This is a genomic window from Deinococcus sp. KSM4-11, from assembly GCF_004801415.1.
GTDB lineage: Bacteria > Deinococcota > Deinococci > Deinococcales > Deinococcaceae > Deinococcus.
Genome location: NZ_SSNX01000004.1, coordinates 215503 through 228337 on the forward strand (window position 1 = coordinate 215503; position 12835 = coordinate 228337).

12 protein-coding genes are annotated in these 12835 nt (G+C 67.2%); all 12 read left to right on the forward strand.

Annotation, left to right across the window (positions count from 1 at the left end; genetic code table 11):
* Positions 1 to 40: 40 nt before the first annotated feature.
* Positions 41 to 577, forward strand: a complete 537-nt coding sequence (locus E7T09_RS13320; RefSeq protein WP_136389679.1) for an NADH-quinone oxidoreductase subunit B family protein — start codon at positions 41 to 43, stop codon at positions 575 to 577.
* Positions 574 to 1293, forward strand: a complete 720-nt coding sequence (locus E7T09_RS13325; protein ID WP_136389826.1) for an NADH-quinone oxidoreductase subunit C — start codon at positions 574 to 576, stop codon at positions 1291 to 1293. Before E7T09_RS13320 ends, E7T09_RS13325 begins: the two co-directional genes overlap by 4 nt.
* 101 nt (positions 1294 to 1394) lie before the next feature.
* Entirely contained in the window at positions 1395 to 2588 is a 1194-nt protein-coding gene (gene nuoD / locus E7T09_RS13330) for an NADH dehydrogenase (quinone) subunit D (protein WP_136389827.1), read from the forward strand.
* A gap of 12 nt (positions 2589 to 2600) precedes the next feature.
* On the forward strand, positions 2601 to 3224 hold the full coding sequence (nuoE, locus tag E7T09_RS13335; RefSeq protein ID WP_136389680.1) for an NADH-quinone oxidoreductase subunit NuoE: 624 nt from the start codon (positions 2601 to 2603) through the stop codon (positions 3222 to 3224).
* Positions 3221 to 4564, forward strand: coding sequence for an NADH-quinone oxidoreductase subunit NuoF (gene nuoF, locus E7T09_RS13340; protein ID WP_136389681.1), 1344 nt, complete (start codon positions 3221 to 3223; stop codon positions 4562 to 4564). The genes nuoE and nuoF overlap by 4 nt, the downstream gene beginning before the upstream one ends.
* Positions 4561 to 6732 (forward strand): NADH-quinone oxidoreductase subunit NuoG, encoded by a 2172-nt coding sequence (gene nuoG, locus E7T09_RS13345; RefSeq protein WP_136389682.1) that lies wholly within the window; start codon positions 4561 to 4563, stop codon positions 6730 to 6732. The genes nuoF and nuoG overlap by 4 nt, the downstream gene beginning before the upstream one ends.
* Positions 6732 to 7904 (forward strand): NADH-quinone oxidoreductase subunit NuoH, encoded by a 1173-nt coding sequence (gene nuoH / locus E7T09_RS13350; RefSeq protein ID WP_136389683.1) that lies wholly within the window; start codon positions 6732 to 6734, stop codon positions 7902 to 7904. Before nuoG ends, nuoH begins: the two co-directional genes overlap by 1 nt.
* Before the next feature lie 33 nt (positions 7905 to 7937).
* The gene (nuoI, locus tag E7T09_RS13355; RefSeq protein WP_136389684.1) at positions 7938 to 8477 is read left to right on the forward strand and encodes an NADH-quinone oxidoreductase subunit NuoI; all 540 of its coding nucleotides are present in this window, start codon (positions 7938 to 7940) and stop codon (positions 8475 to 8477) included.
* A 58-nt stretch (positions 8478 to 8535) separates the two neighbouring features.
* Positions 8536 to 9129, forward strand: coding sequence for an NADH-quinone oxidoreductase subunit J (locus E7T09_RS13360; RefSeq protein ID WP_136389685.1), 594 nt, complete (start codon positions 8536 to 8538; stop codon positions 9127 to 9129).
* Entirely contained in the window at positions 9129 to 9431 is a 303-nt protein-coding gene (gene nuoK, locus E7T09_RS13365) for an NADH-quinone oxidoreductase subunit NuoK (protein ID WP_136389686.1), read from the forward strand. The genes E7T09_RS13360 and nuoK overlap by 1 nt, the downstream gene beginning before the upstream one ends.
* Before the next feature lie 9 nt (positions 9432 to 9440).
* Positions 9441 to 11366 (forward strand): NADH-quinone oxidoreductase subunit L, encoded by a 1926-nt coding sequence (gene nuoL / locus E7T09_RS13370; RefSeq protein ID WP_136389687.1) that lies wholly within the window; start codon positions 9441 to 9443, stop codon positions 11364 to 11366.
* A gap of 32 nt (positions 11367 to 11398) precedes the next feature.
* Positions 11399 to 12814: an NADH-quinone oxidoreductase subunit M gene (locus tag E7T09_RS13375; RefSeq protein WP_370293951.1), complete on the forward strand. Its 1416-nt coding sequence runs from the start codon at positions 11399 to 11401 to the stop codon at positions 12812 to 12814.
* Positions 12815 to 12835 lie beyond the last annotated feature (21 nt).

Here is a 12835-nt window from a genome sequence, read left to right on the forward strand (position 1 = left end):
CTGCACCGGCAGCGCAGGGCCACACCGTGGAGGTGACTGCATGCCCCTGAAGGAACTGTTTGAGAAGGACTGGCAGGAATTGGAGTCCGAGGGGGTGCTGTTCTCCAGCCTGGAGAAACTGGTGGCATGGGGGCGCAGCAATTCCCTGTGGCCGGCGACCTTCGGACTGGCGTGCTGCGCCATCGAAATGATGAGTTCCACCAACGCGCGCAACGACATGAGCCGCTTTGGCAGCGAGGTCTTCCGCGCCTCGCCCCGGCAGGCGGACGTGATGATCGTCGCCGGACGTCTGAGCAAGAAGATGGCGCCCGTCATGCGGCGCGTGTACGACCAGATGCCCGATCCCAAGTGGGTGATCAGCATGGGGGCGTGTGCCAGCAGCGGCGGCATGTTCAACAACTACGCCATCGTGCAGAACGTGGACAGCGTGGTGCCGGTGGACGTGTTCGTGCCCGGCTGCCCACCCCGCCCCGAGGCCCTGATCTACGCCGTGATGCAGCTCCAGAAGAAGGTGCGCGGCGAGGCCTTCGACGAGCTCGGTCATCAGCTCCCGATGGTGGATGCGTGGACGCGATGACGGGCGGCGACAATACCAGCAAACTCAGCGGCCGCGAGGGCTTCGCGCAGTCCTCGCAGTCCGGCGCGCCACGGCCCACCACGCCGCAGGCAGCGGCCACCGCCCCCGCCACACCGATCGCCGATCCGCGCGACCTGGGCCCCCTGCTGCGCGACCTGAACCTCACCGAGGACGACGCGGCCGAGCCGACGGTGCTGGTCACCCCAGGCGATCTGCTGATGGTGGCCCAGGCCCTCAAGGCGCGCGGCTTCATGCTGCTGGACTCCGTTGGCATCGACTACCTCGCTTACCCCGACGCGCGGCCCAAGCGCTTCGCGGTGCTGCATAACGTCTACCACCCGCACGACCACCGCCGGGTGTTCCTGCGCGTCTGGCTGGACGACGGCGAGCCGCTGCCCAGCGTGTACTCCGTGTGGAAGGCCGCGAACTACCTGGAACGCGAGGTGTACGACCTGCTGGGCGTGGAATTCACGGGCCATCCGGATCTGCGCAAGGTGCTCACTCCGGACGACTTGGAAGGCCACCCGCTGCGCAAGGACTTCCCGCTGGGCGAATCGCCCACCCTGTTCCGCGACGGCCGGTTCCTTGATCCCGCCGCGTTCCGGGCGGGCCTGACCGGGCAGAGCACTGGCCTGACCGGCTACCGGGGCAGCCTGCGCCGGGGCGGCACCCGGGACATCGAGCCGCCCGTGATGCCGGAAGGAGGGCCGAAGTGACCATCACCGACAAACCCACCCAGGGCCAGGGCACGCAGACCGGTACGCTGCCGCCCGAGCAGATGACACCGGATCACCAGGAAAGTACCAGCGCGCAGCGGATGCACGGACAGACCGGCGCGATGATGCACACGCAGATCATGAGCCTGAACGTCGGGCCGCAGCACCCCAGCACGCACGGGGTGCTGCGGCTGGTCGTGGACATGGACGGCGAGTACGTGATGAAGGTCACGCCGCACATGGGCTACCTGCACAGCGGCTTCGAGAAGACCTTCGAGAACCGCACCTTCCAGCAGGGCGTGACCTACGCGCCCCGCACGGACTACCTGCACTCGTTCAGCCACGAACTCGCGTACGTGCTGAGCGTCGAGAAGCTGCTCCAGGCGCGGGTGCCGGAGCGGGCGAACGTGGTGCGCGTCATCCTGCACGAACTGGGTCGCATGCACAGCCACCTCGTGTTCGTCGGTACCGGCCTGCTCGACCTGGGCGCGCTCACCCCGTTCTTCTACGCCTTCCGCGAGAAAGAGGCGCTGGTGGACGTCTTCGAGGCCGTCTGCGGCTACCGCATGAACCAGGGGTACTTCCGCGTCGGCGGCCTGAGCCGTGACATTCCCGACGGCTGGCCCCAGATGGTCGCGAAATTCCTCGACCAGATGGAGAAAGGTGTGCAGGAGTACACCACCCTGTTCGCCAACAACCCGATCTTCCTCGACCGTGCCAAAGGGGTCGGCGTGATTCCGCCCGACGTGGCCCTCGACCTGGGCCTCACCGGGCCGAATCTGCGCGCCAGCGGCGTCCCCATGGACAACCGCAAGGACAACCCTTACTGCGGCCTGGAAGAGTACGACTTCAACGTCGTCACCGGCCAGAACGGCGACAGCCTTGACCGCTTCAACATGCGCCTCCTCGAGTTCGCGGAGAGCATCAAGATCGTCCGCCAGGGCCTCAAGAAGCTCAAACCCGGCCCCGTCAAAGATCCCAACCGCAAGATCAGCCTCCCGCCCCGGCAGGAGCTGGAAACCAGCATGGAAGCCGTCATCCACCACTTCAAGCTGGTCACCGAGGGCTTCCACCCGCCGCACGGCGAGACCTACGTGCCCATCGAGAGCGCCCGTGGCGAGGTTGGCTACTACGTGGTCTCAGACGGCGGCTCCATGCCCTACCGCGTCAAGATCCGCTCGCCCAGCTTCGTGAACCTCCAGGCCCTGGAGTACGCCTGCGTCGGCGCACAGTTCGCCGACCTGATCACCATTCTCGCGACCATCGACCCCGTGCTCGGGGACGTGGACCGGTAAGGAGTCCTCGCCTTGACGTATTTCGCAGACAAACAACCCCTGGTGGCGGACATCTTCTCCCGCTACCCGGACTCGCCGCAGGGCCGGAGAAGCGCGCTGATGCCGCTGCTGCGCGAGGTGCAGGACGCCGAGGGCTTCGTGTCCGAACTGCGCATGGCGGAGATCGCGTCGCTTTGCGGCACGACCGCCACGGAAGTCCGTTCGGTGATGAGCTTCTACTCCACGTACCACACGGTGCCGACCGGTCGGTATCACCTCCAGGTGTGCTCCACTCTGATGTGCGCCCTGAAGGGTTCGGACGAGCTGTGGGACGAGCTGGTGACGCAGCTGGACGTCCAGCCGGGTGAGGTCAGCCCCGACGGACGCTTCAGCGTGCAGAAGGTCGAGTGCCTGGGCTCGTGCGGCACCGCCCCGATGATGCAGATCAACGACGACGGCTACTACGAGAACGTCGGCCCGGCGAAGTGCGCGCGGATTCTGGAGTCGCTGAGACACGACCTCCAGCCGCTGCCGGACAATCTGGTGCCGGTGACGATTACGGCCGACGGGCGGCAGACACTGGCGAGCGGTGAGGTCGTGGGCACGAGCATCACGGGCCTGACGCGCCTTCCGGAACACGCGGGGGGTGACGTATGACGGCCACCGCACCCACGCCGCCCAAGCCGATCACCAGCGCCAAGGATCCGCGCTTCGCCCCGACCCTGTACGCCTACGTGGGGCAGGATCGCAGCTGGACGCTGGACTTCTACCGCCAGAATGGCGGCTATGAGGCCGTGAAGCGGGCCTTTGCCATGGGCGCCGATCCCGTGATCGACGAGGTGAAGAAGTCCGGTCTGCGCGGGCGCGGCGGCGCGGGCTTCGCCACCGGCCTGAAGTGGTCGTTCATGCCCCTGAAGGACGGCAAGCCGCACTACATCATCTGCAACGCGGACGAATCCGAACCGGGCAGCTTCAAGGATCGCTACCTGATGTCCGAAGACCCGCACCAGCTGATCGAGGGCATGGTCATCGCCGGATACGCCATGCGTGCCAGCGTGGGGTACATCTACATCCGGGGCGAGTACGTGCACGCCGCCGAGCGCGTGTGGGCCGCCATCCACGAAGCCCGCGCGGCGGGGCTGCTCGGGAAGAACATCCTGGGCAGCGGCTTCGACTTCGAGCTGCACGTGCACCGTGGGGCCGGAGCGTACATCTGCGGCGAGGAAACCGCCCTGATGAACTCGCTGGAAGGCCTGCGCGCCAACCCGCGCCTGAAGCCGCCCTTCCCGGCGGCGGCGGGTCTGTACGGGCTGCCCACAACCATCAACAACGTCGAGACCTTCTGCGCAGCCACGCAGATCCTGCGCTACGGCGCGGACTGGCACGCGGACATGGGCACCGAGAAGAGCAAGGGCATGAAACTCTTCCAGATCAGCGGCCCGGTCGCGCGGCCCGGCGTGTACGAGCTGCCGCTGGGCACCACCTTCCGCGAGCTCATCTACGACTGGGCGGGCGGCCCGCTGGAGGAGATGAAGGCCATCATCCCCGGCGGATCGAGTTGCCCCATGCTGCCGTACACCGACAAGATCCTCGACACGCCGATGGACTACGAGTCGGTGGCGGCGGCGGGCAGCATGCTCGGCACGGGCGGCGTCACGCTGATCCCGAAGGCCGACTGCATCGTGAACGCCACCTGGAACCTCGTGCGCTTCTACGGGCACGAGAGCTGCGGCAAGTGCACCCCCTGCCGCGAGGGCATCTCCAGCTGGATGACCCGCATGTACGAGAAGCTGGTGCGCGGCCACGGCCAGCCCGGCGACGTGCAGCTGATCATGGACATGTCCGAGAACATTGGGGGCCGCAGCTTCTGCGCCCTGGCCGACGCGTGCCTCGGGCCGGTGCTGAGCAGCATCGCCCTGTTCCGCGAGGAATACGACGCGCTGGCCACGACGCAGAAGCCGCTGTACCCCGCACGGAATCGCTGGAGGGATGAATGAAAGTCGTCGTTGACGGCGTGGAGCTTGACCTGCCCGCCGGAACGTCCGCCATTGACGCGGTGTTCCAGTCGGGCGGGGACGTGCCGTATTTCTGCGCCCACAAATACCTGAGCCCGGTGGGCGCGTGCCGCATGTGCCTGATCGAATCCGGCAGTCCGCGCAAGAACCCCGACGGGACGTTCGTGATGGAAGGCGAGGGGGACGCGGCCACGCCGAAGATCTTCTGGTTCCCGAAACCCATGGCGTCGTGCACCATGCAGGCCACCGAGGGCATGCACATCCGCAGCGCCAAAACCTCGGAGGTCGTGGCGAAGGCGCAGGCGGGCATGATGGAGTTCACGCTCCTGAACCACCCGCTGGATTGCCCCACCTGCGACAAGGGCGGCGCCTGCGAGTTGCAGGACCGCGCCTTCGAGTACGGCTACGGCGCGAGCCGCTTCGGCTTCGACCGCCGCCACGCCGACAAGCACTACCCGCTCTCGAAGTATGTGATCCTCGATCAGGAGCGCTGTATTCACTGCAAGCGCTGCGTGCGCTACTTCGAGGAGGTGCCGGGGCAGGAGGTGCTGGACTTCATCGAGCGGGGTGGGCACACCTTTATCGACACAGAAGAGGGCGGGCTCCCCACAGGCTTCCAGGGCAACATCACGGACATCTGCCCGGTGGGCGCACTGCTGGACAACGTGGCGCGCTTCCGGGGCCGCAACTGGGAGTACGACCACACGCCCACCACCTGCACGCTCTGCCCGGTCGGGTGCTCCATCACCGTGGACGCCCGCAACGGCCGCCTGGAGCGCATCGTGGCCGGTGAGAACCGCGACGTGAACGAGGCGTGGATCTGCGACGCGGGCCGCTTCGGACACTCCTTCGCCAGCCACGACCGCCTGACCGTACCGTTGATCCGGGGCGCCGACGGCCAGCTGCATGCCGCCGACTGGGACGCAGCCATCACCGCGATCAACCGGGGCCTGGCCGGGCAGAATATGGACGATCTGGCCCTGTACATCGGCGCCGACAGCACGCTGGAGGAGGGGCTCGCGCTGGAGTCCCTGGCCGAATTGACCGGCACGAAACACGTGGATCACTGGCCCCGCTACGAGGTGAACATCACCGCGCCCGCCGCGACCCTGACGGACGTGGCGACCGCCGATCTGGTGGTCGTGATCGGTGCGGATCTGGGTGAAGAAGCGCCCGTACTGGAACTCCGCATCCTGGAAATGCTGCGCGGCGGCCTGCTGCCCGCCGAGTTCGACCATGGCACCGCCATTGCCGACCTGCGGCTGATCGAGCGGCCCGTGCGCAAGCCGGAGAAGCTGGTGGTAATCGGTCAGGAGTCGGGGTTATGGAAGCATGCGGGCACCCGCATTCCCGCAAACGGCCTGAGTGGCCTGACCCGCCTCGCCACCCCGGACACCGACGACCTGCGCGCCGCCCTGAAGGCCCTGGAGGACGCCAAGGCCCCCGTCATCATCCTCGGTGCGGACGCCCTGAACGGCGCGTCGGGGTCATTCGCGTCCACCGTCGCCAGTCTGGCCAGCCGCACGGGAGCGAAGGTCATGGCGATTCCCGCCGGGCCGAACAGCCGGGGCCTTGCCGCGCTGAACCTCGTGCCGCGCCGCGGTGGACTGGGATACGCCCAGCTGGCGCAGGCCCCGGCCGCGTTCATCAGCCGGCTCGATCCCGGCGTGAAGGCGCGCGGCTTCACGGTGGTGCACGACACGCACCTCACGTCCACGGCGCAGCTCGCGGACGTGGTGCTGCCGGCCCTCACGAACTACGAGAAGCGCGGCACGACCGTGAACCTCGAAGGCCGCCTGCTGGGGCTGGAGCAGGCGGCCCTCAGCAGCGGCGAGGCCGCCGACCTGATCCGCACCCTGAGCGCCCTGGCCGAGGCGCTGGGCGTGAAGGCGAAGGTGCGCGGCCTCCGGGGCGCGCAGACGCTCGCCGCCGCGAAATTCGGCCTGAAGCTGGAGAGCGTTCCGCCGCGCGGCGTGATCCATCCGTTGCCCACGGCCACGACGGCGCCGACCGGCCAGGTGCACACGCCAACACTCTGGACGGAGCGCATGCAGGTGCCGCGCGGCGATTCGGCACGGGCCGAGCACATCAACTCCCTGATCGGGATGGAACTGCCCATGACCGCCGTCCAGCCCGGGGGGGATGACTGATGCCCGACTGGCTCGCCGCCGCCCTGATCACCCTGCTGAAGGCCGTGCTGGTGATCTTCGCGCTGCTCACCACCTTCGCGTACATGACCCTCGTGGAGCGCCGCCTGCTGGCCCGCATGCAGCTGCGCCCCGGTCCGAACCGCGTGGGGCCGCTGGGCCTGCTGCAACCTCTCGCAGACGCCATCAAGAGCATCTTCAAGGAGGATGTGAGCGTCACGCTGGCCGACAAGCTGGTGTACACGCTCGCGCCCATCGTGGCGATTGCCATGGCGCTGTCGGCCTTCGGGGGCCTGCCCGCTGGCCCGGCCAACAGCCTGTTCGGGGAAGACCCGTGGGTGTACAACCTGAATACGGGCGTCCTCGCGCTGCTCGCGTTGACCAGCATGGGCGTGTACGGCATCTTCCTGGGCGGCTGGGCGTCGGGCAGCAAGTACCCGATCCTGGGCGGCCTGCGGTCGAGCGCACAGATGATCAGCTACGAACTCGGCATGGGCCTGAGCCTGCTGGGCCTGCTGATGCTGGTCGGTACGACGTCCTTTCAGGGCATCGTGATCTGGCAGGCCACGCACGGCTGGCTGATCCTGTTCCAGTCGCTGGGCTTCGCGCTGTTCCTGATCAGCTCGTTCGCGGAGACGAACCGCACGCCCTTCGACCTGCCGGAAGCCGAGCAGGAGATCGTCGCCGGGTACCTCACGGAATACTCCGCGATCAAGTGGGCGCTGTTTCAGATGGCCGAATACGTGAACATGATCACCGCGTCGGCTGTAATGAGCACGCTGTTCTTCGGCGGCTGGAAAGGCCCGCAGTTCCTGAACGGGATCATCCCCGGCATCAGCGACTGGCCGATCATCTGGCTGGTCGTGAAGATCGCGTTCTTCCTCTTCACCTTCATCTGGGTGCGCGCCACGCTGCCCCGGCTGCGGTACGACCAGCTCATGCGCTTCGGCTGGAAGCTGGTGCTGCCGGTCGCCCTGGCGAACACCATGCTCACGGCCGCGTTCCTCGCGTACCGGGGCAACGGCGGCCTGTGGTTCCTGGCGATCCTCAGTCTGGCGGGTCTGGTCGCGCTGCTGATCATGAGTGACCGCGTGCGGCCGCTGTGGAACACGCCCACCGTCCGACGCGAGGAAGACGCCGTGCGGCCCACTCCCCGACCGGTGGGGGGGGACTGATGGGCGCCGTGCGGATCATCAAAGGAGCTGGATATGGGCGTTCTTGAAATTGCCAAGGGGATGGGCCTGACGCTGGGCAAGATGTTCCAGAAGCCCATCACGGTCAGTTACCCCGAGCAGCGGGCCACGCTGCAGCCGCGCTTCCGTGGACGCCACATCCTCACGCGGCATCCCGGCACGAATCTCGAGAAGTGCATCGGGTGCAGCCTGTGCGCGGCCGCGTGCCCGGCGTACGCGATCTACGTGGAGGCCGCCGAGAACGATCCGGCGAACCCCACGAGTCCTGGGGAGCGCTACGCGAAGGTGTACGAGATCAACATGCTGCGCTGCATCTTCTGCGGCATGTGCGAGGAAGCCTGCCCGACCGGCGCCGTGGTGATGGGCAACGAGTTCGAGATGGCCGACTACCGCTACGGCGACTTCGTGTACGGCAAGGAGGACATGCTGGTCGGCATGCAGGGCAGCCTGCCGCAGCGCCGCGAGGCCGCCCGCACTGGCAAACCCGTGCGGCTGGGCTTCCAGGTCGAGGGTGGCGTGCGCGCCGAACTGGAGGGGGTGACGTACCCGAAATGAGGACTGCAGACGGCAAGAGGGGTGCTGACCTTGTGACCGCTGGTATCGGAGGCCGCGCATGATGATCGCGTTCGTTCTTCTGGGCGCGCTGGCCATCGCGGGCGGCGTGACCACCATCGCGGCCCGGAACGCGGTGCATGCCGCCCTCGGGCTGGTCGGCACGCTGCTGTGCGTGGGCGGGCTGTTCGCCACCATGAGCGCGTCGTTCCTGGCGGCCACGCAGGTCATCGTGTACGCCGGAGCGATCATGGTGCTGTTCCTGTTCGTGATCATGCTGCTGAACGCGAACTCCCCGATCACCAGCGCCGACCCGATTCCATACGTGCGCGAACTCGCCGGGATCGGCGGCACGGTGCTGGCGGGGGCCTTCGTGGTGCTGGCCTTCACGTACAAAGATCCCCAGCCGCTCGCCGTGGGCGTGAAGGGCGTGGGGGACGGCACGGCGCTGGTCATGGGAGAGACGCTCCTGACCCGCTTCCTGCTGCCCTTCGAGGCCGTGAGCATCCTGCTGCTGGTCGCCATCGTGGGCGCAGTCGCGCTGGTGCAGCGCCCGGCGGCCGAGCCGGACGGCGTGGACGACACCGAGGAAGTCCTGTTGCCGTCCGTCCCGGCCACGGTGTCGCGCCTGCCCGAGCGGGAGGTGCGTGCCTGATGGTGCCGACCGCCTCGTACGTGGCCCTGTCCGGCATCCTGTTCGCGCTGGGCATGATCGGCGTACTGACCCGCCGCACGGCCATCATGATCTTCCTGTCGGTGGAACTGATGCTGAACGCCGCGAACATCGCCCTGGTGGCGTTTGCCCGCGCGTGGGGCGACCCGACCGGACAGACCGCCGTGTTCATCGTGATGACCCTGGCCGCCGCCGAGGTGGCGATCGGCCTGGCGATCATTGTCGCCATCTTCCGCAAACGCGAGACGACCAACGTGGACGATCTCGCGGGCATGAAAGGCTGAGTGCTCAGAGTGCCCCTTTACCTGTTACCGCTGCTGCCGCTGCTGGGCTTCGCCCTGCTGATCTGCTCGCCCCGCCTCTTCCCCGGCCGCACCGGCGGCTGGCTGGGCAGTGGCATGGTGCTGCTCAGCTTCCTGATCGCCGTCAGCCGCTACTTTGGCCTGACCGACGCGCCGCAGCACGAGACGCTGTGGACGTGGCTGCCGAACATGGCCCTCGGTGACGGGAACGTCACCGCAAACCTCACGGTGGGCTTCACCTGGGACCAGCTCTCCGCGCTGATGACCCTGATCATCACCGGCGTGGGGTTTCTGATCCACGTCTATTCCGTGTCGTATATGGGCCACGATCCCAAGTTCACGCGCTTCTTCGCGTTCCTGAACTTCTTCGTGGCGATGATGCTGATCCTGGTGCTTGCCGACTCGTACCCGCTGATGTTCGTCGGCTGGGAGGGTGTGGGCACCGCGTCGTTCCTGCTGATCGGCTTCTGGTTCGCCGGGCGCGGTGACGCGAAGGATCAGGCGTCGTTCGAAGCCACCAATGCCGAGGGCACCAGCAACAGCAATGCGGCCCGCAAGGCCTTCATCATGAACCGCATCGGCGACCTGGGCTTCATGCTGGGTATGTTCCTGCTGTTCAAGACCTTCGGCACGCTGAACATCCCGCAGCTGGCCGAACGCATCGGCAGCGTGAAGTTCGACCAGCCCACGCTGGAACTCGCGTGTCTGTTCCTGCTTGTCGGCGCGGTCGGTAAGTCCGGCCAGCTGCCGCTCACGACCTGGCTGCCGGACGCCATGGCCGGCCCCACGCCCGTCTCCGCGCTGATCCACGCGGCGACCATGGTCACGGCGGGCGTCTACCTCGTGGCCCGCAGCCACTTCCTGTACGACCTCGCGCCCACGGCGTCCCTGTGGGTCGCGTGGGTGGGCGGCCTGACCGCCCTGTACGGCGCGCTGTGTGCCCTGAACCAGTACGACATCAAGAAGATCCTCGCGTACTCCACCGTGTCGCAGCTGGGCTACATGTTCATGGCCGTCGGCCTGCACGCGTACACCGCTGGCGTGTTCCACCTGCTCACGCACGCGTTCTTCAAGGCGCTGCTGTTCCTCGCCGCCGGGGCCGTCATCCATGCCGTGCACGAGGAGCAGGACGTGCGGCAGATGGGCGGCCTGCGAAAGTTCATGCCCTTCACGCACATCGTCTCCCTGATGGGCGTCCTGGCGATCTGCGGCATTCCCATCTGGAGCGGGTTCTTCTCCAAGGACGCCATCCTGGCCGCCGCGTACGGGCAGAACATCGGCCTGTACGTCATTGGCCTGGGCGTGGCGCTGCTGACCGCGTTCTACATGGGCCGCTGGTATTTCCTGGTGTGGCAGGGCGAGTACCGTGGACACGCCCACCCGCACGAGGCCGACGCGATCATCACCGCGCCGCTCGGCATCCTGGCCGCGCTCGCCACGCTGGGCGGCTTCTTGAACGTTCCCGCCTTCCTGGGCGGTGGGCACGCCTTCGACGGGTTCCTGGGCAAGGTCGTGCCGCCCCTCGAACATGAGCTCGCGTCCTCCACCGAACTGCTGCTGACCGTCCTGGCGGTTGCGGCTGGGGTGCTGGGCCTGCTGTGGGCCTACACCTCGTTCCGGCGCGACACGCTCACGAACGGGCCGCTGGGCCGGACGAGCACCAACGCGCTGTACCTCGACACCGTGTACGACAACCTGATCAGCGCGCCCAGCCGCACCATCTCCGGCGCGCTCGACATTGCGGATCGCAGCACCGACGGTCTGATCAACGGCATTGCGGGCAACGCCGCCGCGCCGGGCGGGCTGTTCACGCTGTGGCAGAGCGGCTTCGTGCGGGCTTACGCGGTCAGCATGCTGCTCGGCACGGCCGCGATCATCGGGTACTGGGCGCTCAAGACCATCGGAGGTGGCCTGTGAGCCGCGACCTTATCCGGCTGCTGCCCACATTCATGATCTTCCTGCCCATGTTCGGCAGCCTGATCCTGCTGGTCACGCCGAAACGCTGGCGCGACGAAATGGCGGGCCTCCTCTCGGCCCTCACGCTGGGCTTCGGCTTCATGATCTGGCGCGCCGGGGGCAGCGGCCCGCTGGACGTGAACTGGGTGCCAGCCCTGGGAATCACGTACTCCACAGAACTGTCCGGCGTGAGCCTCGCGCTGGCGATGGTCACGGCGTTCATGTCGTTCATCGCGGTGCTGTACGCGGCGCGGCGCATTCCGAACCCCGGCACCATGCTCTCTCTGATCCTGGCGATGGAAACGGGCCTGATCGGCATCTTCGCCGCGCGGGATCTGGTGCTGTTCTACGTGTTCTTCGAGGACGCGCTGCTGCCCTCGCTGCTGATGCTCGCCATCTACGGCAAGCAGGGCCGCATGCGTGCCCTGGTGAAGTTCGCGGCGTACACGCTATTCGGCTCGCTGCTGATGCTGGTCTCGATCATCGGCATCAAGTACCTGGGCGGCAGTCCCACCTTCGCGCTCGCCGACCTGAGAACGCACGTCCTGCCCGCCGGGAGCACCCAGACGTGGCTGTACGTGGCGTTCCTGACCGCCATGGCCGTGAAGCTGCCGCTGTGGCCGCTGCACGCGTGGCTGCCGGATTTCCACGAGCAGAACCACGACAGCGGCATCCCGGACGTCATGGGCACGCTGTACAAGGTCGGCGGATACGGGGTGTTCACCTTCGGGATCACCCTGTTCCCGGATGCCAGCCTGGAGCTGCGCCCGATTCTGATGGGCCTCGCGGCCTTCACGGCGCTGTACGCCGCGTGGATCGCGTTCCACCAACAGGACTGGAAACGCCTGCTCGCCTACGCGGGGCTCTCGCACATGGGCTTCGTCGCGCTGGGCGTATTCTCCCTGAACGAGACGGCCGTGATCGGCGCGATGTACCTGCTCGCCTTCCAGAACCTGTACACCGGCGCGCTGTTCCTCGCAGTCGGGATGGTGCAGGAACGCACCGGCAGCATTCAGGTGCGCGTGGGCGGCGTGATGACCCAGGCGGGCGCCCTGGGCGGCCTCACGCTGGCCCTGTGGCTGGCCTCGATCGCGGTGCCCGGTATGGCGGGCTTCGTCGGTGAGTTCTCGATCCTGCTCGGCGCGTACCAGGTGTACCCGTGGCTGGCGTTCCTGGCCGGGATCACCACCATTGCTGCCGCCGCGTATGCCCTCACGGCCTTCCAGCACACCTTCTGGCAGGCGCGGCCGCCCGGCGGGATACCCGTCCGCGACCTCGTGCATACCGAGTGGCTGATCCTAGCCCTGCCGCTGGGCATCGCGATCTTCTTCGGCGTGTATTCCGCGCCCGCCCTGAACCTGATGCAACCCGCCGTGAAAGCCGTGCTCACCGCACTCGGGGGACAATAAGATGCTGAATAACTTCCAAGT